The organism is Pseudarthrobacter sp. LMD1-1-1.1 (genome assembly GCF_040676255.1).
Taxonomy (GTDB): Bacteria; Actinomycetota; Actinomycetes; order Actinomycetales; family Micrococcaceae; genus Arthrobacter.
Map to the genome: position 1 here is coordinate 728151 of NZ_JBEGHP010000001.1, position 22597 is coordinate 750747.

Here is a 22597-nt window from a genome sequence, read left to right on the forward strand (position 1 = left end):
TGGCTTCGTGACTGCTGAAATTGCCCCCGAATCTTCCGTGTCCACCCTTGACCTGCACCAGGACGTTGCGCTGCTGACCGCCGCACTCATGGACATCAACAGCGTGTCGGGCAACGAGAAGCAACTCGCGGACGCCGTCGAAGCCGCATTGCGGGAAATTCCCCAGCTCACGGTGGTGCGCGACGGTGACGCCATCGTCGCCCGCACCGAACTGGGCCGCACCGAACGGGTCATCCTCGCCGGGCACCTGGACACGGTTCCCTTGCCCCTGACTGAAGGTTCCAAGGGCACCGTCCCGTCCAGCTGGGAATCCGGCGTTCCGGGTGAAGGCGTCCTCTATGGCCGCGGAGCCACGGACATGAAGGGCGGCGTGGCGGTCCAGCTGGCGCTGGCAGCAGGAATGTTTGACGGCGGCGCGCAGCCCAAGCGGGACGTCACCTTTGTGTTCTACGACCACGAGGAAGTGGAGGCGGTCAAGAGCGGCCTGGGACGCCTGGTCCGCAACCACGGAGACCTGCTGCACGGAGATTTCGCCATCCTGCTGGAGCCTACGGATGGCACGGTGGAGGGCGGCTGCAACGGCACCAGCCGGTTCGAGGCCAGCACGGCGGGCGAGGCCGCACACTCGGCGCGGGCATGGATGGGCAGCAACGCCATCCACGCAGCAGCCCCTATCCTGGCCCGCCTGGCCTCTTACGAACCGCGGACCATCAACGTTGACGGGCTGGAGTACCGGGAAAGCCTCAACGCGGTAAAGATCAACGGCGGCACGGCCGGCAATGTCATCCCGGACCGCTGTGTGGTGGAAATCAACTACCGGTTCGCCCCGGACAAGACGCCGGACCAGGCCGAAGCCCACGTCCGGGAACTGCTGGAGGGCTTCGACGTGGTCCGCACGGATGCCGCCGCGGGAGCGCGTCCTGGCCTGCAGCACCCGGCTGCCGCCTCCTTCGTTGCCGCCGTGGGAGCCGAGCCCAAACCCAAATACGGCTGGACCGACGTCGCACGCTTCAGCGAGCTGGGCATCCCCGCGGTGAACTTCGGCCCGGGCGATGCACTGCTGGCACACAAGGACAACGAGCACGTCCACGCTGATGCCGTCCGCAAGTGCCTCGCCGCGCTGCAAAGCTGGCTCGCCGGCTGACGGTCCTTAACGGAAAAGGTCCGGAACTCCCCACGGGAATTCCGGACCTTTTCTGTTGCAGCTTCGAAGCCTAGGGTGCCGCAGCCTCCAGGACATCGGGTTCGGCCTTCGCCGTGCCGCCGGCCGCCTTCTTGGAGCCGCGGCGCTCGATCCATACGGCAAGCCGTGAAACCGAGATGTTGATGGCGATGTAGATGGCCGCCGCCACAAAGAAGATGGGGAACAGGTACTGGGTACCCAGGAAGTCCGCCATGACCTGGACGGCCCGCAGCAGTTCGCCGTACGCCACGATGTAGCCCAGCGAGGTGTCCTTCAACAGAACCACCATCTGCGCAACGAGCGAGGGCATCATGCGGCGGATTGCCTGCGGCAGTTCGATCAGCATGCGCGACTTGTAGCTGGTCAGGCCGATGGCCAGGCCGGCTTCGCGCTGCCCCTTGGGGAGGGACTGGATACCGGCCCGGATGATTTCGGCGAAGACCGCCGCGTTGTACAGCACCAGGCCGGCCACGACGGCGACGAACGCGGAGGTGCCGAAGCCCAGGAGGATGAAGAGCATCATCAGGACCACGGGCATGCCGCGCAGGAACTCCAGGATGACCCGCATGGGTACCCGGATGGCGGCGGCGTCCGAAATGCGCAGGAGGCACAGCAGCAGGCCCAGCGGGAACGCGATGACTGCGGCAAGTGCCGCTGCCGAGAGGGTGGATCCCAGCCCGTTGCCGAGGAGGCGCCAAACATCGGCACGGGTGAAGATCTGCCAGCGGCGGGCTTCGAAGATGCCCTGCTGGGAAAGGGTCAGGACGACCCAGGCCAGCAGGCCAAGAATCAGCAGGCCGCCAATGATGGAGGCAATGAGGGAGACCCGGCGGGCCTTGGGACCCGGGACGTCGTAGAGAACGGAACTCATCGGGCAATCGCCACCTTTCGTTCCACCGTGTTGGCGAGGATTCCCAGCGGAACGGTGAGGAGCAGATAGAAGAACGCCGTGCCCAGCAGGACCGTGATCACGGCGTCACCGTTGGCGTTGGCCAGCTGGCGGCCGTAACCGAACAGTTCCAGGACGAAGAAGGCACCGGCCACCGAGGAGTTTTTGACCAGGGCGATCAGGATGTTGATCAGCGGCGGGATCACCGTGCGCAGTGCCTGGGGAAGGATGATGAGAGAGAGAACCTGGCCGAACTTCATGCCGATGCTGCGTGCGGCCTCGGCCTGGCCCACAGGCACGCTGTTGACGCCCGAGCGGACAGCTTCGGCGATGAACGCGGCGGTGTAGGTGCTGAGGGCAATGATTGCGGCGATCTCGAACTGCTCGAACTTGACCCCGATCCGGGGGAGCACCACCGCTGCGAAGAAGAATGCGATGGTCAGCGGCGTGTTGCGGAGGACTTCCACGTACACGGTGCTGAAACCGCGAAGCGCTGCGACCGGGGAGACGCGTGCCGCGGCAAGCAAGGTGCCAAGGATCAACGCGAAAATGCCGGAGACAACGGAGAGAAAAAGAGTGCGGAGAAAACCCTCCCAGTACAGGGGCAGGTTTTCAAAGATGACGTCCATAAGATCCTTCGGCTGTAAGCGTGGACGGATTAAAGGCGGTGCCGCCGGGGCTGCTGAACAGCCCCGGCGGCGCGGCGGACGCTACTTAGTAACGGTTGATGGCCGGGAGGCTGGGGGCAGTCTTGATGACTGAACCTGCAGTGGCTTCCCAGGCCTTCTTGTAGGAGCCGTCCTTTTCGAAGGATTCGAGCTGGTCGTTGATCCAGTTGCGGAACTCGGTGTCGCCCTTCTTCAGGCCGATGCCGTAAGGCTCCTTGGTGAAGGTCTCGTCGGAAGCGAGCTTGAAGGCGTCCGGCTCCTTGTCAACGAAGCCGGCGAGGATCACGTTGTCAGTGGTCACGGCTTCAACCTGCTTGTTGCGCAGCGGCTCCAGGCAGGCGGAGTAGGTGGCGGCCGGGACGAGCTCGGCGCCGTACTTGTCCACGATCGTGGCGGCCGGGGTGGAACCGGTGACGGAGCAGACCTTCTTGCCCTTGACGTCCTCGGGCTTCTTGATGGTGTCGTTGTCCTTGTTCACCATGAGGGCCTGGCCGGCTTCGTAGTACGGGCCGGCGAAGTCCACAACCTGCTTGCGCTTGTCGCTGATGGTGTACGTGGCGATGACCAGGTCAACCTTGCCCTGCTCGATGAAGGGCTCGCGGTTGGCGGAAACGGTCTCGGACCATTCGATCTTGTCTGCGGGGATGCCCAGCTTGGCGGCGATCAGCTTGCCCATTTCGACGTCGAAACCTACGGGCTTGCCGTCCAGGCCCACCTGGCCGAACAGCGGCTGGTCGAACTTGGTGCCGATCTTGATGGTGCCGGCGGAGGACAGCTTCGCCATGGTGGTTCCGGCAGCGAACGACGGCTTCTCAACGGGGCTTGGGTTGCTGGAGCCGCCTGAGTCTCCGCCGCCGCAGGCGCTGAGCGACAGTGCGAGGGCAGCGGTAGCCGCCACGACGAAGGACTTTCGCCGGGACATAAATGCCTTCATGACATTCCTTTCATTGGTGGCCGCGGGTTTTCCGGCCTGGATGCGATCTGAAGTGTGGTTGTTCGGTAAGTCAGTGGGTGAGGAGCTTGGACAGGAAGTCCTTGGCCCGGTCACTCTTCGGGTTGGTGAAGAACTCCTCCGGGGTGGCGTCCTCCACGATCTGGCCGTCCGCCATGAAGACCACACGATCGGCCGCCTTGCGGGCGAAGCCCATCTCGTGGGTGACCACGATCATGGTCATGCCTTCCTTGGCGAGCTGGACCATGACGTCCAGGACCTCGTTGATCATTTCGGGGTCCAGCGCTGACGTGGGCTCGTCGAACAGCATCACCTTCGGCTTCATTGCCAAGGCGCGGGCGATCGCAACGCGCTGCTGCTGGCCGCCCGAGAGCTGGGCCGGCAGCTTGGGAGCCTGGTGGCCCACGCCCACGCGTTCCAGGAGCGCCATGGCGTCCTTTTCCGCTGCCGCCTTGGAAACACCTTTGACCTTGATCGGCCCCAGGGTGACGTTTTCAAGGATGGTCTTGTGCGCGAACAGGTTGAACGACTGGAAGACCATTCCGACGTCGGCGCGGAGCTGTGCGAGTTCCTTGCCTTCCTCGGGGAGGACTTTCCCGTCGATGCTGATGGTTCCGCCCTCGATGGTTTCCAGGCGGTTGATTGCCCGGCAGAGGGTGGACTTACCGGAGCCGGAGGGCCCGATGACCACAACAACCTCGCCCTTGCGGACCTGGAGGTTGATGTCCTTCAAAACGTGCAGCTGGCCGTAATGCTTGTTAACGGCGTTCAGGGAGACGAGAGCATCGCCGGGCACATGAGTAGTCATAGGAAAGAATCTAGCGAACAACCGTGGGTTATGACGCCAATCACCCCAAGTTCATGCCGATCGTGATTCAAGAGATACCTGGAGTTGGAGGTTAGCCTAGGGGAATGAGCATCAACGCAGATCCGGCCAAGAATACCCAGCCGCGCCGTAAGGGGCCCCTCGAGCTGCGCCGCAAGCAGGCGGCCGTGGAAATGTCGGACCAGCACCTGCTCGATACGAAAGGCCCCGGCCAGTTCGTCCACACCGACCCTTGGCGGGTCCTGCGGATCCAGAGCGAATTCGTCGAGGGCTTCGGCGCGCTGGCGGACATCGGGAAGGCCGTCAGCGTCTTCGGCTCAGCCCGCACCAAGCCCGGAAGCGTGTACTACGAGATGGGCGTGGAAGTGGGGCGCAAGCTCGCCGAAGCCGGCGTCGCCGTGATCACCGGCGGCGGCCCGGGTTCCATGGAGGCGGCCAACCGGGGAACGGTGGAAGGCAACGGCGTATCGGTGGGTCTCGGCATTGAACTGCCCTTCGAGCAGGGCCTGAACCAGTGGGTGGACCTGGGCATCAACTTCCGCTACTTCTTTGCCCGCAAGACCATGTTCGTCAAATACGCGCAGGGCTTCATTGTGCTGCCCGGCGGCCTGGGCACCCTGGATGAGCTGTTCGAGGCCATGGTCCTGGTCCAGACCCGGAAAGTGACGTCCTTCCCCATCGTCCTCCTGGGCGTCGACTTCTGGGGACCGATGATCGAGTGGATCAGGGGCACCCTGGTGGCCGAGGGCATGGTCTCCGAGAAGGACCTTGACCTTATCCAGCTGGTTGATGACCCCGCCGAAGCCGTGGACCGGGTCCTCCACGGCGCGGTGGCCCCGTCACTGAACGGGGAACAGCGGCCGGAGTAGCCGCGGGCCGCGGTTGGCGCCACCGGTCTGGCACGATGGAGCAGTGAGCTTCTTTCTGGTTTTCCTCGCCGTCGTCCTTGTGGCGGCGGTCCTTTGGGCCGGCCTGGGCCGGCGCTCCCGCAGGCCGGACGGGGCGGTGCTTCCTGTCCTGCTGGGCGGTTTCGAAGAGCCGCCGGCCAACCTGCCGCCGGTGCTGCTGCCGGAGCGCGCCGTTCCGGAGGACGTGACCCGGCTTCGCTTCTCGCTGGGCCTGCGCGGCTACCGGATGGACCAGGTGGACCAGGTCCTGGACGAACTGCGGGACCAGCTGGCGGCACGCGACGCGGAAATGGCCGAACTGCGGGACCGGCTGGCCGCCACGGAAGCGCAAACCGGCGCCGGCCCAGGCCAGCCGGACGACGGCGGGCCCCAGGCCCCCAGCACGGTTCCGGAAGTGCCGGACGCGGGAGAGGGCGGGAACCCGGCGGTCCATGGAGGCGCTGCCCCGCGGAAGGGCGGCCTGTGAGCACGGTTGCCCGCCGCAGCCCGCTGGCCTCTGCCGGCAATATGGCCCACCGGGCTGCGTCCGCCGTCAGCGGCTGGCCATGGTGGCTCCAGGTCACCGCACTGTACGGCGGGTCCAGGCTGGTAACAGCCTGCATTTTCATGGCCGCGGCGCTCCACCAGGGCCCCAACCCCTGGTTTCCGCCAAAGCCGGACTACTGGAACTTCATCAACATCTGGGATGCCCGCTGGTACGCACAGGTCATCGCCAACGGCTACCCGTCGGTCCTTCCCACGGACGCCGCCGGGAACGTCCAGGAAAACACGTGGGCTTTCTACCCTCTTTTTCCTGCGCTGGCCGGCGGACTCAGCCGCCTCACCGGCCTGAACCCTGCCGCCGCACTTACGGTGGTCGCCATGCTGGCCGGATGGGGTGCTGCGCTCGCGGTGTACGCCCTCTTCCGGCAGAAGGCCCCGCACGCACCCGCTATGTGGGGTGTTGCGTTCTTCTCGGTCTTCCCTGTTTCGGCTGTTCTGCAAGTGCCCTACGCCGAGCCGCTGTCCCTCCTGCTGCTCGCTGGGGCCCTGCTCCTGGTGGTGCGCCGCCGGTACCTCTGGGCCGCCCCCGTAGTGGTCCTGCTGTGCCTGTCCCGGCCCGTGGGCGTTCCCTTCGCTGCCATGCTGGGGCTGCTCCTGGTCTTCCACGCCGCCGCGAATCTCCGCCGCGGGCGGCAAGGGGGTCCGGCTGACAATACCCACTCGGTCAAGGACCTGGCGGCACTCACCGGACTCACCGCCGTCGCCGGCCTGTCCGCCCTGGCGTGGCCGGCTGCGGCATGGGCGGCCACCGGGGACCTGCAGGCGTACACCAAAACCGAAACCGTCTGGCGGGGCCGCGACCTGGTGCCTTTCAAGCCGTGGTTCGACACCGGCGTCGACCTCTTTGGTCCTGTGCTGGGCGTCCTCGCACCCTTGGTTTTCGTGGCCCTGTTCGGCGTGATGCTGTTCCTGCGCCCCGTGGTGCGGCTCGGCGTCGAACTGCGGCTCTGGTGCGCCTGCTACATGGGTTACCTGCTGGCGTTCCTCCACCCCCAGACCAGTACCTTCAGGATGCTGCTGCCGCTGTTTCCGCTGGCACTGGGCACGGTTTTCCTGTCCCGGTCCAGGGCGTACCGGGGGACCGTTGTGGCCATGTTCCTGCTGCTGCAGATCGTCTGGATCGTGTGGCTGTGGGCGTGGGCGCCGCTGCCCGGCGGAGGGGATTATCCGCCGTAGCAAAACCGGCTTTCGCGCAGGTCAGGGCGGGAATGACACGTTCCGGGAAATGTCCATCGATTAGCTACGTGCGGGTAATTCCGCGATAATGATAGGTAAGCAAGGACAAAAGCATTCAGAAAACGCGCAGCCTCGGCGGTGGTCCAACCACCCCGCCACAGCGGCCTGATCGACATGCGGACACAGCCCGCCCGGGCTGATTAGTCCTGGGACAAAATGGAGGGGAATTCCTCATGGCGGCTATGAAACCACGCACCGGCGACGGCCCAATGGAAGTCACCAAGGAGGGCCGCAGCCTGATCATGCGGGTCCCGCTCGAAGGCGGCGGGCGCCTGGTGGTCGAACTGAACGCTGCCGAGGCAGCCAACCTCAAGGAATGCCTGGTCGGCGTTACCGAATAGTCGTGCCGGTGGGGGTGCGCAGCCCGCGGGCTGCGCACCCCGACCTTCATGCGGCGACTACTTCTTGACGGCAACCAACAGGCCGTCCCCGGTGGGAAGCATTGCCGACGCCAGCCTGTCGTCGTCGCGAATGGCCTTGCCCACCTGCCGCAGGGTCACCGTGTTGGGCTCGCGGCCTGCAGGGTTGGCCACCTTGTCCTTGTCCAGGGCATCGTTGATGACCAGCAGGCCCGAGCGCTTGAGCAGCCGGATGGCCTGTTCCACATAGCCGGGGAGTCCGGGCTTGTCCGCATCGATGAAGACAAGATCGTAGGCGCCGTCCGTGAGCCGGGGCAGGACGTCGCCCGCGCGGCCGGAAATGGTGCGGGTCCGGTTGGCGGGACTGCCGGCCTCGGCGAACGCTTCGCGGGCAGCCCGCAGGTGCTCCACGTCCACATCGATGGTGGTCAGGACAGCGTGCGCGCCAAGGCCCCGCAGCAGGCAGACGCCGGAGACGCCGGCGCCGGTGCCGATCTCCACCGCCGTCTGCGCCTTGGACGCGGCGGCCAGGACCGTGAGGACCGCGCCCACGCCGGGACTGATGGCGCTGACGCCCAATTCAAAAGAACGTTCCCGGGCCCGAAGCATAACCTCATCCTCAGCGGGCAGATCTTCTGCATAGGACCAGCTGCTGGACTTGTCGGCGCTCATGAATAATCGCTTTCTGGGCGTAAAGGGGGAATGTCTCCTCAAGCCTACTGTGTCCGGCCGGGCCGGGCAGGGAAGCGGGCGTTGCGCCGACGGCTGAAGTTTGCGCCCGATCAGGAAATTCCCAGCCAAGTTTGAAATGATTGGTATCCGCTCATCCAAAAGGTGACCGGCGCCGAATCAGAGATGTCAACAGTATCCGGGCGTTAGCATTCCACGAGGGGAGTGGACGATGTCATCTTCAGTTGTGGCACCTGTCCCTGCAGTAAACAATCCCGACGATGAGTGGGTCCGTCCCACCTGGGAAGAAGTGGTCACCAACCACTCTGCGAAGGTCTACCGGCTGGCCTACCGCCTGACCGGCAACAAGTTCGACGCCGAGGACCTCACCCAGGAGGTCTTTGTCCGCGTGTTCCGTTCGCTGGAGAACTTCAAGCCCGGAACCCTCGATGGCTGGCTCCACCGCATCACCACCAACCTGTTCCTTGACCAGGCCCGGCGGAAGACCCGGATCCGTTTCGACGCACTGGCGGAGGACGCCGAGTCCCGGCTGCCGGGCCGGGAGCCGGGTCCGGAGCAAAGCTTCGAGTTGAACAACCTGGACCTGGACGTGCAGGCCGCCTTGGAGGAACTGCCGCCGGACTTCCGCGCCGCCGTGGTCCTGTGCGACCTTGAAGGGCTCTCCTACGACGAAGTCGCCGAGGCCCTGGGCGTGAAGCTGGGCACCGTCCGTTCGCGCATCCACCGGGGACGGACCATGCTCCGCGAAAAGCTGGCCCACCGCGATCCGCGCCCGCAGCAGTCCCGCCGCAAGCTTTCGATGCCGCGCATCGCCGGCATCCTCTGAACGGCACATGAAGTCCCAGTTTCCTTTCGGCGGCAGGCATCAGCGCACCGGCAGCCACCTTGAGGCCTGCCAGGAGTGTGCCGCCACGGTGCGCCGGGAACGGCAGTACCTTGAGCGCCTGCGGGATGCCCCCATTCCGCCCGCCAGCCAGGACCTGACCGCACGGCTGCTGGCCCGGACCCACGAACTGGCAGCCCAGCCGGCCGCCCCGGTGCCGCCGCCCCAGGGTGTCACCTCCCGCATGGCCGCCCGGGCCCTTGCGCTCACCGCCGGCGGAACCGTAGCTGCGGCGGGCGTGCTGGCCGTGGGTGCTTTCACGGCAGCAGGCGACCCCGGAGCCGGCGAACCGGCGGGAACCGAGGCCGCTTTTTCGCATGTCTCATCGCAGACCCCCGCTGACGGCCGGCCCTTGAGCGCCACGCAGCTGGCCACCCTGCGTTCCGAAGGATGGGCGTGTCCGGACCTGCAGGCCATGGGATTCCATCTGGAAGCGGCGCGTGCGCTGGTGGTCAACGGGGAGCCCGCAGTGGAGTTGAGGCTCACTGACGGCGCACACCACGCCACTGTCACGGAGCAGCACCCTGTCGCCAATGAACCAGCAGGCCACGCCCCGGTGGTTCACGGGGTTGCCGAAGGGGAGAGCGCTGCGGGCCAGGAGGGTGGACCGGTGCAGGTGCCGGGCACCTCCCAGTGGTCCGCCACGTACCGGGCCGCAGGCCTGACCATCACCTACCGCTCCGACCTGCCCGCGGAGCAGGCCGACGATGCCATGCCCATCCTCAAGCGGCTTGCCGATTCCGCGGCGGAGGGAGTCGCGGCAGACGTCCCGGACCGGCCGGAAGGGCAGGCCGCGGAACCCCTGGATGCACGGCTGGAGCGCGGAATCAACAAGATCGCGGCCCTGTTCACCCAATGACACGGACTGTTTACCCGCCCGCCGGGTGGGAATCGTCACTCGCTGCCCGGAGAGGGTAATCTTCCTAAAGTGTTTGGAATCAACGGCCCGGAGTTCATCCTTCTGCTGATCATTGGCGTGCTGGTGATCGGCCCCCAGCGGCTGCCGGAATATACCCAGAAGCTGGCGAACCTGGTCAAGGAAGTCCGCCGGATGGCCAACGGTGCCCGTGAGCAAATCAAGGAAGAAGTGGGCATCGACATCGATGATGTCGACTGGAAGAAATACGATCCCCGCCAGTACGATCCCCGGCGCATCATCAAGGAAGCACTGCTCGACGACGACACCAAGCCCGTCAGCGCAGGCGCCCCCGCCGCGGTGGCTGCCGTTTCCGGCGCTGCCGCCGCAGCAGATGCCGCCCCCAGCCGGCCCGAAAGGGTAGTCCAGCGGCTCGCCCCGGGCGAGACCGCCCCGTTCGACACCGAAGCTACCTAGGCCTCCCACTCAGCGGGGCTGCAGACCCAGCTTCATCCCGGCGAGGCCGCGCGGTTTAGCGGCAAGCTGCCCGGCGATGCCGGTAAGCGCGGCCGCCGCTGGAGCCCCGGGCCTGCCAAGGACGATCGGAACCCCTGCATCCCCGCCCTCGCGCAGCTCGATGTCCAGGGGAATCTGGCCCAGCAGGGGGACGTCCGCTCCCACCGTGGCGCTGAGTCGTTCTGTGAGCACCGTCCCGCCGCCGCTGCCGAACAGCTCCATCCGGCCACCGTCGGGCATCTCCAGATACGACATGTTCTCGATGACGCCGGCGATCTTCTGCCCGGTCTGCGTGGCGATGGCACCGGCCCGTTCGGCGACGTCGGCTGCGGCTGCCTGCGGCGTGGTGACCACCAGGATTTCAGCCTTGGGCAACAGCTGGGCAACGGAGATGGCGATGTCGCCGGTGCCTGGCGGGAGGTCCAGGAACAGGGCATCCAGGTCGCCGAAGTAGACGTCGGTGAGGAACTGTTCCAACGCCCGGTGCAGCATGGGTCCGCGCCAGGCCACCGGCTGGTTGCCGGTCACGAACATGCCGATGGAAATCACCTTCACGCCGTAGGCCACGGGCGGAAGGATCATGTCGTCCACTTGCGTGGGTTTTTGCGTGATGCCCAGCAGGGCGGGTACGGAGAAGCCGTAGACGTCGGCGTCCACGATGCCCACCCGGAGGCCCTGGGCGGCCAGTGCCGTGGCCAGGTTCACCGTCACCGAGGACTTGCCCACGCCGCCCTTGCCGCTGGCCACCGCGTAGACCTTGGTCAGGGAGTCTGGCTCGTTGAAGGGAATCGTGCGCTGGCCGCCCGGTCCGCGCAGCTTCTCCTTGAGGGCATCGCGCTGCGCCTGGTCCATCACCTTGAGCTCGACGTCGACGGCCGTGACGCCGGGGACCGCGGAAAGGGCTTTCTGCGAATCGGCGGTGATGGTATCCCGCAACGGGCAGCCCGCGATGGTGAGCAGGACCGCGACGGTGACCTTCCCGTCGTCGGACACCTGGACGGAGTCCACCATGCCCAGTTCCGTGATGGGGCGGCGCAGCTCCGGATCGATGACCGTGGCCAGGGCATCGTTGACGGCACTGACCAGTGGTGGCCGGCCGGCGGCTGCGGGGTGGGTGGGGGCGCTCATGGACGGAGCCTCGGCTTTCGTGCGGTATAGGCGGCGGGCCGGCCGGTGACGGACGGCCTGCTTGTCATTGGGCAGAGTGGCCGGGTTTGACCCGGGGGATCTGCTGGGTGCGCGGGTTGCGCTGCCGGTCCCGCTGCTCGCGCAGTTTGTCCTTGACCTTGTCCCGCGGGGATTCGTGCGAGCCGGGCCCGGAGTCCTCATGGGTCCGCAGTTCCTCCTGCGCTTCCAGGAGGTCTTCCAGGAGCGAGCGCAGCTCGGCCCGGACGTAGTCGCGGGTTGCTACCTCGCGCAGCGCGATGCGCAGGGAGGCCAGCTCCCGGGTCAGGTATTCGGTATCGGACAGGTTGCGCTCGGCCCGCTGCCGGTCCTGCTGCAGCGAGACGCGGTCGCGGTCATCCTGCCGGTTCTGCGCCAGCAGCAGCAGGGGTGCGGCGTAGGAGGCCTGCAGCGACAGCATAAGGGTCAGCAGGGTGAAGCCAAGGTCCCGCGAATCAAACTGCCACTCCACCGGCGCCCAGGTGTTCCAACCGAGCCAGAAAATGCAGAACACGGTCATGTAGACCAGGAACTGCGGCGTGCCCATGAACCGGGCAAAGCCCTCGGTGGCATGCCCGAACGCGTCCGGGTCAGGCTTGAATTTGGGCAGGATCCGCTGGCGCGCGCTTAGGGGTGTATCGAGACTGCCTTTTGATTCCGCATTGGCCAGGTTCCGCTGGTTGGTGTTCTTCAGAGCGCTGTTATCAGCCAATGCGGCCACCGAGCTTTCTTATCGGGGCTTCGCCGTCATGGGCGCGCCAGTCGTCCGGCAACAAATGATCCAAGACGTCATCAACAGTCACCGCCCCCACAAGCCGGCCGGCGTCATTGACCACCGGGAGGGAGTTCAGGTTGTAGGTGGCCAAAGTCCGTGCCACTTCGCTGATGTGGGCCTGGTCGGACAACGGCTCAAGGTTCTTGTCCACCAGGTTTCCCAGTGCCTCGAACGGCGGGAAACGCAGCAGCTGCTGGATGTGCACCACGCCCAGGAAGCGGCCCGTGGGCGTTTCCAGCGGCGGCCGGGCAATGAAGATCGACGACGCCAGGGCGGGGGAGAGCTCCTCGCGCCGGACGTGGGCCAGGGCTTCGGCGACGGTGGCCTCCGGCGGCAGGATGACAGGCACCGGGGTCATCAGGCCGCCGGCGGTGTCCTCGTCGTACTCAAGCAGGCGGCGGACGTCCTCGGCGCCTTCAGGCTCCATGAGCTGGAGCAGTTCCTCTGCCTGGGCGGAGGGGAGTTCTCCGAGGAGGTCGGCGGCGTCGTCAGGATCCATCTCCTCCAGGACGTCCGCGGCGCGCTGGACATCCAGGGCGGAGAGGATCTCTACCTGGTCGTCCTCCGGCAGTTCCTGGAGGACGTCGGCCAGCCGTTCGTCCTGCAGTTCGCTGGCAACCTCGAAGCGGCGCTTGTCGCTCATTTCCTGCAGGGCCTCGGCGAAGTCCGCGGGCTTGAGGTCCTCGTGGTTGGCCACGAACTGGGTGGCGGCCTGCGGTTCGGTGCGCGGCCCCTGCTGGGCGTCCGCCCAGTCGATGATCAGCGTTTCGTTGCGGCGCAGCCGGCTCAAAGGGGACAGGGAGTGGCCGCGCCGGACAAAGAGCTTGCTGACGAACCAGTCGCGGGACCGGTGCTGGTCTATGGCGATGTCTTCGATCGTGGCGTCGCCGCTGCCGTCGCGTAGGGTGACCCGGCGGTCGAACATCTCGGCCACCACCAGGGTTTCCGCCCCACGCTGTTCAAACCGGCGCAGGTTGACCAGGCCCGTGCAAATGATCTGCGTCTGGTCGATCGAGGTGATGCGGGTCATGGGCACGAAGACGCGCTTCTTGCCTGGAACTTCCACCACAATGCCCACCACGTGCGGAGCTCCCCGGGTTCCCCGGGACAGCACAACAACGTCGCGCAGCCGGCCCAGCCGGTCGCCCAGCGGGTCGAAGACGTCGAGGCCCAGGAGGCGTGCCACGAAGACGCGTGTAGGTGTTGTGCTCACCACTACAGGCTACCGAGTCTGCTCTCTTTTAGCTGAATTTACAGGCGGCACCCACCTAGATGGGCAAGAATGGGTTTATGTCGAACATTTTTGGTGCTCCCAAGGCCGGCGCCGCGAACGGACCGGACGATGCCCGGGCTGTTCCCACCGGTGACACCGTTGGCTCCTACACTTCCTACCTCGACGCCCAGAAAGCGGTTGACTACCTGGCGGACCAGCAGTTCCCGGTCCAGATGGTGTCCATCGTGGGCAATGAACTGAAGATGGTGGAGCGGGTTACGGGGCGCCTGAGCTATCCGCGGGTAGCGTTGTCGGGAGCGCTGAGCGGCATGTGGTTCGGCCTGTTCGTGGGCGTCATGCTCTCCTTCTTCGCTCCGTCACCCGGGTACTTCTCCATCATGACCTCGGTGCTGATGGGCGCGGCGTTCTTCATGCTCTTCGGCATCGTCACCTACGCCATGCAGCGCGGCAAGCGGGACTTCACCTCCACCAGCCAGGTGGTGGCCACCAGCTACGACGTGATCGTGGCCCCCGAGGCAGCCCACGAGGCCCGGCGGCTCCTGCAGCAGCTGCCCATGTCCCGCTCGGACGCAGCATCCGGCCACGGCCCGTATACGCAGCATGACTACTACAACCAGCCGTACCAGCAGCAGCACCACCAGCAGCCCGGGCAGCAGCAGGGGCAGGGCCCGGCCCGCCCCGCCGGGTGGAACGATCCCTACGGCCAGCGGTCCTCCGGTTCGTCCGCCCACAACGGACCGGTGCAGGAAGGCCACGGGTACCCGGACGACGCAGGCCAGCAGCATACCGACCAGCAGCCGGCGCAGCAGTACGACGCCGGCCAGCAGCACAGCGGCCAGCAGCCGGCGCAGCCGTTCCGTTCCGTCCGTTACCCGGACCTGCCGGACGGCCGCCCGCAGTACGGCGTGCGCCTGCCCCAGGGCCCTGCCGCTGATGCGGGGCAGCCTGGCGTGGGACAAACCACGGAACACCGGGCAGAAGCAGAACACCGGGCAGGGGACCACGTGCAGGATGGTGCGGAGCACCCGGTGGAAAACCAGTATGGTCCGGACGGGGACCAGCGCCGGGGCGACCACCGGCAGTAACGGCGCAGGTGCGTCCGGGTACACGGGGCGGACGGCGTCAGGAACCGGTGCCACAATCTAAGAGCGGGGCCGCTGGAATCATTCCAGCGGCCCCGCTCTTTGATTTCTTCAGCGCGTATCAGGCTTCTTCGGTCCGGTAGATGCCGGCCATCCAGTCCTCCACATCCTCCGCCTTGCGCGGCAGGGCTGCGCTGAGGTTGACGGGGCCCTCGGCGGTCATGAGGATGTCGTCCTCGATCCGGACGCCGATGCCGCGGTATTCCTCCGGGATTGCGAGGTCTTCCTTCTTGAAGTACAGGCCCGGTTCGATGGTGAACACCATGCCCTCGGTGAGTACCCCGTCGAGGTAGAGATCCCGCTTGGCCTGGGCACAGTCATGGACATCCAGGCCCAGGTGGTGGCTGGTGCCGTGCGGCATCCAGCGGCGGTGCTGCTGGCCCTCCGGGCTGATGGCTTCCTCCACGCTGACGGGCAGGATTCCCCATTCGGCCAGGCGCTCAGCCAGGACTGTGGTGGCCGCAGTATGGATGTCGCGGAACTTGGTTCCCGGCTGGGCCGCTGCGAATCCGGCGTCGGCAGCGTCGAGGACCGCCTGGTAGACCTTGCGCTGGATGTCGCTGAAGGTGCCGCTGGCCGGAAGGGTCCGGGTGATGTCCGCGGTGTAGAGAGAGTCGGCCTCGACGCCGGCGTCCAGGAGCAGGAGTTCGCCGGCGTGGATCCGGCCCGTGTTCCGGGTCCAGTGCAGCACTGTGGCGTTGTTGCCGGACGCCGCGATGGTGTCGTAGCCCAGTTCGTTGCCTACCTCGCGGGCACGGGCGAAGAAGGCACCCTCCACCACGCGTTCACCGCGGGCGTGCGTGAGGGCACGCGGCAGGGCCTTGACCACCTCTTCAAATCCTTCAACGGTGGCCGACACCGCAATCTTCATCTGCTCGATTTCCCACTCGTCCTTGAGCAGGCGCAGTTCGGAGAGGGCTTCGCTGAGCTTCTCGTCCAGGGCGTCGAGCACCTCGAGGTCCAGGTTCTCGGGGTCCTTGGCCGTGTTGTACCGGGCCGTGTCCACCAGTGCATCGATGTTGTCGTCAACCTTGCGGACCAGGCGGATGGAGATCCCGCCGATCTCCGGGGCGCCCACATCCTTGGTGATTGCCGTTTCCAGCTGGTCGATGTGCGCGGTGGCCAGTCCCAGCCGGGCCTCGAACTCTTCGAGGGTGGGACGGGCGCCAATCCAGAACTCACCGGAGCGGGAGTCCGCGTAGAACTGCTCCGTGTCCCTGCCGGCCAGCGGCCGGAAGTACAGCGTGGCGCGGTGGTGCGCGCCGTCGTCGCCCGTTCCCTCTTCCACCGGATCCAGGATCAGGACCGCGTCCGGCTCGTGGTCCAGGCCGAGGCCCGTCAGGTGGGCGAAGCCGGAATGCGGGCGGAAGCGGTAGTCGCAGTCGTTGGAACGGACCTTGAGCGGCCCCGCGGGGATAACCAGGCGTTCGCCTTTGAACTGGGCCGAGATCGCCTTGCGCCGGGATGCGGCGTAGCCGGCGACGGCGTCGCGCCGGGGGAGCTCCTGGCTGGACGGCGCCCAGTTGCTGGCCATGAAGGCCTTGAAGGCGTTGGAACTGGGCCGCTGGGAGCGGTTGTTGACGCGGTCCTCCAGCGGCTGGGAAGCAGAGTTTTGGGTGTTTTCGGCATCGTTCACGGCACCATCGTCTCACCAGCATCCCGGCTACGCGAACAGGCCTCCCCGGTCTCCTGTCCCCGGTCCACTACGCTGAATAAGTGAGGATTGACCTGCATGCCCACTCCAACGTCTCCGACGGCACCGAGACCCCGGCCGATGTCATGGCCTCTGCTGCCCGTGCGGAACTGGATGTGGTGGCCCTGACCGACCATGATTCGACGGCCGGCTGGGCGGAGGCCGCCGCGGCCGCCGCCACGTGCGGGGTGGCCCTGGTGCCGGGCATGGAAGTCTCCTGCCGGACCGAGGAAGGCATCAGTGTCCACCTCCTGAGCTACCTGCACGATCCCACCCATCCCGGGCTGCTCGAGGAAATCACGAAGGCCAAGGACTCCCGCCTGACCCGCGCCGAACGCATGGTGACCATCCTTGCCGAGGACTATCCGCTCACCTGGGACGACGTGATCCACCACGTGGCGCCCGGAGCCACCCTTGGCCGGCCGCACATCGCCGATGCCCTCGTCGCCGCGGGCGTCGTGGAGGACCGGTCCGAGGCATTCGCGTCCATCCTCACCTCCCGGTCCCGCTACTTCATCCCGCACTACGCCCCGGACCCGGCCACCGCCGTCGAACTGGTCCGTGCCGCCGGCGGCGTGCCCGTGTTTGCCCATCCCGTGGCTTCCGCCCGGGGCCGGATCGTGGGGGAGCGGACGTACAGGGACATGATCGACGCCGGGCTGGCAGGCCTGGAGATCAACCACCGGGACAACCCGGAAGAGGGCCGGGATTTCCTGCGCAAACTTGCGGCCCGGCATGGCCTGCTGGTCACCGGCTCCTCCGACTATCACGGCACCGGCAAGCCCAACCTGCTCGGCGAAAACCTCACGGCCCCGGAGATGCTGGCGCGGATCGAGGAACTGGGTACGGGAGCCGCCGTCGTCCGTCCTTGAGGGGCGGACAACACCCTGGCTAGCTGGACGGGAAGGAGCTCAGGGTGGCGTGCGCTCCGAGCCGCTTGGCCATGATGTCGATGGCGGGCTGGTTCTGGTCCACGCACACGAACCTGCGGCCGAGCTTGGCGGCAACTGCTCCGAGGGTGCCGGAGCCGGCGAAGAAGTCCAGGCACCAGTCACCGGGCCGGGACGACGCAGCGACCACGCGGCGGACCAGGCCCTCCGGCTTCTGCGTAGGGTAGCCGGTCTTTTCCTTGCCGGTGGGCGAGACGATGGTGTGCCACCAGACGTCGGTGGGCAGCTTTCCCAGTTCCCGCTTGGCCGGGGTCACCAGGCCCGGCGCCATGTAGGGCTCGCGGTCCACCTCGGCGCTGTCGAAATGGTACTTCGCGGGGTTCTTGACGTACACCAGGATGTTGTCGTGCTTGGTGGGCCACCGGTTTTTCGCCCGGGCACCGTAGTCGTACGCCCAGATGATCTCGTTCAGGAAGCATTCGCGGCCGAAGATGGCATCCAGCATCACCTTGGCGTAGTGCACCTCACGGTAGTCCAGGTGCAGGTACAGGGTGCCGTCGTCGGCCAGCAGGCGCCAGGCCTCCACGAGCCGTGGTTCCAGGAAGGACCAGTAGTCGCTGAACGCATCATCGTAGCGGTGCAGGGCGCCCTTGATGGTGTCGTAGGAGCGGCCCTTGAAGCCCACCCGGTCCCCGCTGCCGCCGGCGTTCACCACCATCCGGGTTTCCTGGCGCTGCTGCGGCCGGCCCGTGTTGAAGGGCGGGTCCACATAAATCAGTGTGAAGGCGCCGTCCGGCAGCGTGGGGAGGTACGCCGCGTTGTCCGCGTGCACCACCAGGCTGCCGCCGTCCGGCGCCCAAACAGTGTCAGTCATCAGGGCAGTTAGGCCTCGGAGTTGCCCGGCTGGCTGCCGTTGTCCGCACCGGCCACCACTTCGCCGTTGCGGCGGCGGGTGCGGGTGCGGGTCCGGCGGGCGCGGTTGGGCTTTTCGCCCTCTGCCGCGGGTGCCGCAGCTTCAGCGGCGGATGCGGTCTCCGGAGTTGAGGTACGACGACGGCGCTCGCCCGTGCGGCCCGTCGAGTCATTGCTCCGGCCGCCTTCGCGGCTGCCGCCCTTGCCGGCGTCGCTGTTTCCGCGGCCCCGTCCGTCCCGGTCGCGTGAGCGGCCCGCGTCGCGGCCGCCGCGGCTGTTCTTCTTGCCGGTCTCGCCGAGGTCCTCGAGGACTTCGGCGTCGACGCCGGCCAGGGTCCGCTTGTCGCGGGGCAGGCGGCCCTTGGTGCCCTCGGGGATGTCAAGGTCCGTGTAGAGGTGCGGCGAGGAAGAGTAGGTTTCCACCGGCTCCGGCACACTCAGCCCCAGCGCCTTGTTGATCAGGCCCCAGCGCGGCATGTCGTCCCAGTCCACGAACGTGACGGCGGTGCCCTTGTTGCCGGCGCGGCCCGTGCGGCCCACCCGGTGCAGGTAGATCTTCTCGTCTTCCACGCACTGGTAGTTGATGACGTGCGTAACGTCCTCGACGTCGATGCCGCGGGCGGCAACGTCGGTGGCCACCAGGACATCGACCTTGTTGTTGCGGAAGGCGCGCAGCGCCTGTTCGCGGGCGCCCTGGCCCAGGTCGCCGTGGATGGCGGCGGCGGCGAACCCGCGGTCCACCAGTTCCTCGGCCACCTTGGCGGCGGTGCGCTTGGTCTTGGTGAAGATAATGGTCCGCCCGCGGCCGCGGGCCTGCAGGATGCGTGCCACCACTTCGGTCTTATCCATGCTGTGCGCACGGTAGATCAGCTGGCGGATGTCGCGCTTGGTCAGGCCCTCGTCCTCCGGATCCGCGGCGCGGATGTGCGTGGGCTGGGTCATGTACCGGCGTGCCATGGCGATGACGGGGCCGGGCATTGTGGCGGAGAACAGCAGGGTCTGGCGGACGGCGGGCGTTGCCGCGATCAGCGTCTCCACGTCCGGCAGGAAGCCCAGGTCCAGCATTTCGTCGGCTTCGTCCAGCACCACGATCTTGACGTTCTTCAGGCTCAGGTGCTTCTGCTTGAAAAGGTCGATCAGCCGGCCGGGGGTTCCCACCACTACCTCGACGCCCTGCTTGAGGGCTTCGACCTGCGGCTCGTAGGCGCGGCCGCCGTAGATGGTGGTGATCCTGGCGTTGCGCTTGCGCGCCGCCGTCTGAAGGTCGTTCGCTACCTGGACCGCCAATTCACGGGTGGGAACAATGACCAGGGCCTGCGGTGCGCCGGGCACGGCCAGCTTGGCGTAGCCGGGATCATCCTGCCCGATCACGCGCTGCAGCGCCGGAATGCCGAAGCCCAGGGTCTTGCCGGTACCGGTCTTGGCCTGGCCGATGATGTCGTGGCCGCCCAGCGCGACCGGCAGGGTCATGGCCTGGATGGGGAAGGGGTGGGTGATGCCGGCGTCGGCCAGGGATTCAACGATGTCTGCGCGGACGTTGTAGTCGGCGAAGGACTTCTCCGCGATCTCGTGCGGCGTCTCGTCGGAGATGATGGTTTCTTCCGGCTCGATGGTCTCCGTGCCGGACTCATCGCTCAGGAGCTGGTGGGTATGCAATTCACTCACAGGGGAGTTTCCTTATTCATTTGGGCAATGGCGCTGCCTGCTCAACGGGCCGGCCCATGGCTGGCCGCTCCGGAGCACGCTCAGGCGCGCAAGCGATTCCAGTGGAAGCCGATCGCGGGCTATCTAAATGCTGGCACTGGTGACCAACGGGTACTTCTCAAGATCGCGTAGGGGCGGGCTTGTTGGTTTCAAATCAAGGAAATCAACGACCGGGCATCCAGTTCTACCCCTCCAGTCTAGCCGTACGGGCGCGGAAACACGGTTTCGGCCCGCCCAGGGGCCCGCCGGCCCGTCAGGAAATGAGTTCGAAGTGGATCTGCCGGGTGGTGATGTCCGAGGAAACCAGCCGGACGCGGACCTTGGTGCCGGACTCCAGTTCGCCCGCGCAGCGTGCAGTCACCGCAGGTTCGGCGATCTGGATGATCCCCGAACTTCCGTTCCCGTTTCCGTTGCCGTTTTTCCCGTTCCCGTTTCCATTCTTGCTATTCCCGTTGCCGTTTCCGTTCTGCGGCTTGGATCCGGAAATGACGATCGCATCAAACTCCTGCCCGATGTGGTTCAGCAGCAGCGCCGCTTCCACGGTGTCCAGGGCCAGGCGTTCCATGCGGGAGGCCAGCTGGTCCGATCCCGCCATGATGCCCGGGAGCAGCGGCAGGGCTTCCCGCGCCCAGCCGGGAACGTCGCCGCCGTTGCTCAGGGCCTCGCAGATGACCAGCACGAAGCGGTCCACGAGGCGGCGCAGCGGCGCGGTGGTGTGGGCATAGGCTGCGCCGATGGCCGACTGGATGCCGTCTTCCGGGACAGTGCCGTCGAAAGCTGTGTAGGACGCGCCACGGAACAGCATGCCGGCTGAGTGCATGATGGCCAGCTGGCGCGGATCGGTGGGATCGAGGGACCGGAGGTACTCGCCGTAGCTGACTTCCCCGTCCCATGGCCTGCCCAGCACCTCGGTCTGCAGCCGGAAATGCCGCAGGGACCGTTCATCCGGGGCAGGCATGGTGCGCAGGATGCCCACTTTGCCCTCCAGCATGAGCTGTGCGGCCGCCATTCCGGTCATCAGCGAAATCTGTGCATTCCAGTCCTCCACGGGAAGCTGCGGAACAGCGTCGATCCGGTAGCCGCCGTCGGGCAACTGGACGATCTCCTGCTCAGGCATGTTCAGGCTGGCGCCCCCGCGTGCCCGTTCCAGCGCCACCCGCTTCAGTCCCACCTCGCGGAGCAGGCCCAGTACGGGGGAGGCAGTCCCGGCGTCGAGATCGGCCTGGGCGCCTTTGTAGCTGAGCTTGTCACGGCTGATGACCCGCGCCCTCCGGACGCCGACGGACAGCACTGTCGCGTCGCCGTCGAGCGTGAAGTCCCAGACGAAAGCCGAACACTCCTGGCCGGGCAGCAGGCTTCCGGCGCCCTCGCTGATCACCTCGGGGTGCAGCGGGATCCGTCCGTCCGGGGCGTAGAACGTCTGTCCGCGGCGCCGCGTCTCGGCGTCCAGCGGGCCGCCCGGAGCAACAAACGCCGGAACGTCGGCGATGGCGTACATGACCCGGTAGCCGTTTCCGTCCGGTTCGATGAACACTGCCTGGTCCAGGTCCGTGGAGGACGCCGGATCGATGGTCACGAATCCGACGGCGGTCAGGTCGTAGGACGGCAGTTTCAGCGCGGCGATGGCGGCGCGGGCGTCTTCCACTGCTTCGGCGGGGTACGGTCCTGGCAGTTCAAGTTCCGTCCGCAGCAGGCCCAGCGCCTCTTCCAGGGCGTTCTTGTGGTCATGGACGTTGGGGGCCAACCGATGATGTGACACAAAAATCAGCGTATCCCCAAGTCCCGGAATTAAGCAGGCTCAGGAGCCGGTGCCGTCCAGCGCGTCGAGAAGGGAGGCGGCGGCGGCCGCGGGGTCGGGTGCTTCGGTGATGGCGCGGACCACCACGATCCTGCCGGCACCGGCCTCCACAACGTCGCGGACGTTTCCGTGGTCGATGCCGCCGATGGCAAACCATGGCACGGGATCTCCGGCCTGCGGGGAGGCTTCGGCGGCATATGTCACCAGTTCGGGGCCGACGGCGGCCCTGCCGGGTTTGGTGGGCGTGGCCCAGACCGGACCCACGCAGAAGTAGTCCAGCCCGGACGGCCCAACGGTTGCGGCCAACGCGGCGTCCACCTGCTCAGTGGTGTGGCTGGAGAGTCCAATGGCCGCGTTGCCGTTGACCAGCGTCCGCGCTGCCGGCAGCGGAAGGTCCTTCTGGCCGATGTGGAACACCGGCGCCCCGGACAGCACGGCGATGTCCGCACGGTCGTTGACGGCCCACAGCCGGCCATGGCGTACCGCTGTTTCCTTCAGGACTGCCAGGAGGTCCAGTTCCTCTGCGGCTTCGATGGTCTTGTCGCGCAGCTGGATGATGTCCACGCCGCCGGCAAACGCGGCGTCAACGAAGTCCGCGAAGTCGCCGCGCGCGGTCCGTGCGTCGGTGCAGAGGTACAGGCGCGCTGCCTTGAGGGCGTCAATGTGGCCCGCGTTGGCAACTTCGGCGGGGAGGGCAGCGGAGGCTGGGGCGTGGGGGCCGGCGGGCAGGGATGAGGCGGACACATTCATGCCTGCAAGCCTAGTTCCTCTAAACT

23 protein-coding genes are annotated in these 22597 nt (G+C 66.6%); 10 read left to right on the forward strand and 13 right to left on the reverse strand.

The genetic code is table 11. The features are described from left to right. Positions 1-7: 7 nt before the first annotated feature. A complete protein-coding gene (dapE, locus tag MRBLMD1_RS03550; protein ID WP_364397536.1) occupies positions 8-1144 on the forward strand; it encodes a succinyl-diaminopimelate desuccinylase in 1137 nt (378 codons plus the stop codon). A 70-nt stretch (positions 1145-1214) separates the two neighbouring features. Here the strand turns inward: dapE and MRBLMD1_RS03555 are convergent, their stop codons facing one another. The 4 genes from MRBLMD1_RS03555 to MRBLMD1_RS03570 all read right to left on the reverse strand — a co-directional run bounded on the left by MRBLMD1_RS03555 (position 1215) and on the right by MRBLMD1_RS03570 (position 4500). After that, the gene (locus MRBLMD1_RS03555; RefSeq protein WP_224026575.1) at positions 1215-2054 is read right to left on the reverse strand and encodes an amino acid ABC transporter permease; all 840 of its coding nucleotides are present in this window, start codon (positions 2052-2054) and stop codon (positions 1215-1217) included. Next, on the reverse strand, positions 2051-2701 hold the full coding sequence (locus tag MRBLMD1_RS03560) for an amino acid ABC transporter permease (RefSeq protein WP_018768597.1): 651 nt from the start codon (positions 2699-2701) through the stop codon (positions 2051-2053). Before MRBLMD1_RS03560 ends, MRBLMD1_RS03555 begins: the two co-directional genes overlap by 4 nt. 85 nt (positions 2702-2786) lie before the next feature. Further along, a complete protein-coding gene (locus tag MRBLMD1_RS03565; RefSeq protein ID WP_141159890.1) occupies positions 2787-3674 on the reverse strand; it encodes a glutamate ABC transporter substrate-binding protein in 888 nt (295 codons plus the stop codon). Positions 3675-3744: 70 nt separating this feature from the next. After that, complete coding sequence (locus MRBLMD1_RS03570) at positions 3745-4500, reverse strand: amino acid ABC transporter ATP-binding protein (protein ID WP_026265670.1); 756 nt, start codon at positions 4498-4500, stop codon at positions 3745-3747. Between the two features lie 104 nt (positions 4501-4604). Between MRBLMD1_RS03570 and MRBLMD1_RS03575 the strand changes: the two genes are divergently transcribed. The 4 genes from MRBLMD1_RS03575 (at position 4605) to MRBLMD1_RS03590 (ending at position 7546) form a co-directional block, all read left to right on the forward strand. Beyond that, positions 4605-5387 (forward strand): TIGR00730 family Rossman fold protein, encoded by a 783-nt coding sequence (locus MRBLMD1_RS03575; RefSeq protein WP_159631485.1) that lies wholly within the window; start codon positions 4605-4607, stop codon positions 5385-5387. A 43-nt stretch (positions 5388-5430) separates the two neighbouring features. After that, the gene (locus MRBLMD1_RS03580) at positions 5431-5892 is read left to right on the forward strand and encodes a DivIVA domain-containing protein (RefSeq protein ID WP_364397541.1); all 462 of its coding nucleotides are present in this window, start codon (positions 5431-5433) and stop codon (positions 5890-5892) included. Beyond that, positions 5889-7145 carry a hypothetical protein gene (locus MRBLMD1_RS03585; RefSeq protein ID WP_364397543.1) on the forward strand — a complete coding sequence of 419 codons (1257 nt, stop codon included), beginning with the start codon at positions 5889-5891 and terminating at the stop codon, positions 7143-7145. The genes MRBLMD1_RS03580 and MRBLMD1_RS03585 overlap by 4 nt, the downstream gene beginning before the upstream one ends. Before the next feature lie 233 nt (positions 7146-7378). Beyond that, positions 7379-7546 (forward strand): DUF3117 domain-containing protein, encoded by a 168-nt coding sequence (locus MRBLMD1_RS03590; RefSeq protein WP_009357720.1) that lies wholly within the window; start codon positions 7379-7381, stop codon positions 7544-7546. A 57-nt stretch (positions 7547-7603) separates the two neighbouring features. Here MRBLMD1_RS03590 and MRBLMD1_RS03595 read toward each other — a convergent pair whose 3' ends face one another. Next, a complete protein-coding gene (locus MRBLMD1_RS03595) occupies positions 7604-8236 on the reverse strand; it encodes an O-methyltransferase (RefSeq protein WP_159631488.1) in 633 nt (210 codons plus the stop codon). Positions 8237-8465: 229 nt separating this feature from the next. Between MRBLMD1_RS03595 and sigE the strand changes: the two genes are divergently transcribed. From sigE to MRBLMD1_RS03610, 3 genes are all read left to right on the forward strand, one after another. Then, positions 8466-9080, forward strand: a complete 615-nt coding sequence (gene sigE, locus MRBLMD1_RS03600) for an RNA polymerase sigma factor SigE (protein ID WP_159631489.1) — start codon at positions 8466-8468, stop codon at positions 9078-9080. A gap of 7 nt (positions 9081-9087) precedes the next feature. Further along, positions 9088-9996 (forward strand): anti-sigma factor, encoded by a 909-nt coding sequence (locus MRBLMD1_RS03605; RefSeq protein WP_364397546.1) that lies wholly within the window; start codon positions 9088-9090, stop codon positions 9994-9996. A 69-nt stretch (positions 9997-10065) separates the two neighbouring features. Continuing rightward, the gene (locus tag MRBLMD1_RS03610; RefSeq protein ID WP_159631490.1) at positions 10066-10470 is read left to right on the forward strand and encodes a Sec-independent protein translocase TatB; all 405 of its coding nucleotides are present in this window, start codon (positions 10066-10068) and stop codon (positions 10468-10470) included. Between the two features lie 9 nt (positions 10471-10479). Here the strand turns inward: MRBLMD1_RS03610 and MRBLMD1_RS03615 are convergent, their stop codons facing one another. The 3 genes from MRBLMD1_RS03615 to MRBLMD1_RS03625 all read right to left on the reverse strand — a co-directional run bounded on the left by MRBLMD1_RS03615 (position 10480) and on the right by MRBLMD1_RS03625 (position 13661). Beyond that, entirely contained in the window at positions 10480-11637 is a 1158-nt protein-coding gene (locus MRBLMD1_RS03615; protein ID WP_159631491.1) for an Mrp/NBP35 family ATP-binding protein, read from the reverse strand. 64 nt (positions 11638-11701) lie between these two features. Beyond that, positions 11702-12394, reverse strand: coding sequence for a DUF1003 domain-containing protein (locus MRBLMD1_RS03620; protein ID WP_159631492.1), 693 nt, complete (start codon positions 12392-12394; stop codon positions 11702-11704). Beyond that, positions 12378-13661 (reverse strand): magnesium transporter MgtE N-terminal domain-containing protein, encoded by a 1284-nt coding sequence (locus MRBLMD1_RS03625; RefSeq protein ID WP_159631493.1) that lies wholly within the window; start codon positions 13659-13661, stop codon positions 12378-12380. Before MRBLMD1_RS03625 ends, MRBLMD1_RS03620 begins: the two co-directional genes overlap by 17 nt. A 77-nt stretch (positions 13662-13738) precedes the next feature. On the opposite strand from MRBLMD1_RS03625, the gene MRBLMD1_RS03630 reads away from it, so the two are divergent. Next, complete coding sequence (locus MRBLMD1_RS03630; protein ID WP_364397550.1) at positions 13739-14767, forward strand: general stress protein; 1029 nt, start codon at positions 13739-13741, stop codon at positions 14765-14767. A gap of 118 nt (positions 14768-14885) precedes the next feature. Here the strand turns inward: MRBLMD1_RS03630 and MRBLMD1_RS03635 are convergent, their stop codons facing one another. Next, positions 14886-16460, reverse strand: a complete 1575-nt coding sequence (locus MRBLMD1_RS03635) for an aminopeptidase P N-terminal domain-containing protein (protein WP_364397552.1) — start codon at positions 16458-16460, stop codon at positions 14886-14888. A gap of 80 nt (positions 16461-16540) precedes the next feature. On the opposite strand from MRBLMD1_RS03635, the gene MRBLMD1_RS03640 reads away from it, so the two are divergent. Continuing rightward, positions 16541-17389, forward strand: coding sequence for a PHP domain-containing protein (locus MRBLMD1_RS03640; RefSeq protein ID WP_159631496.1), 849 nt, complete (start codon positions 16541-16543; stop codon positions 17387-17389). A gap of 19 nt (positions 17390-17408) precedes the next feature. On the opposite strand, the gene MRBLMD1_RS03645 is transcribed toward MRBLMD1_RS03640, so the two are convergent. From MRBLMD1_RS03645 to thiE, 4 genes are all read right to left on the reverse strand, one after another. After that, on the reverse strand, positions 17409-18281 hold the full coding sequence (locus tag MRBLMD1_RS03645) for a DNA-methyltransferase (protein WP_255172721.1): 873 nt from the start codon (positions 18279-18281) through the stop codon (positions 17409-17411). Between the two features lie 8 nt (positions 18282-18289). Next, positions 18290-19984, reverse strand: a complete 1695-nt coding sequence (locus MRBLMD1_RS03650; protein WP_159631498.1) for a DEAD/DEAH box helicase — start codon at positions 19982-19984, stop codon at positions 18290-18292. A gap of 292 nt (positions 19985-20276) precedes the next feature. Next, positions 20277-21782, reverse strand: coding sequence for an RNB domain-containing ribonuclease (locus tag MRBLMD1_RS03655; protein WP_364397556.1), 1506 nt, complete (start codon positions 21780-21782; stop codon positions 20277-20279). A gap of 39 nt (positions 21783-21821) precedes the next feature. Then, entirely contained in the window at positions 21822-22571 is a 750-nt protein-coding gene (gene thiE / locus MRBLMD1_RS03660; protein ID WP_364397558.1) for a thiamine phosphate synthase, read from the reverse strand. Positions 22572-22597: the final 26 nt, after the last annotated feature.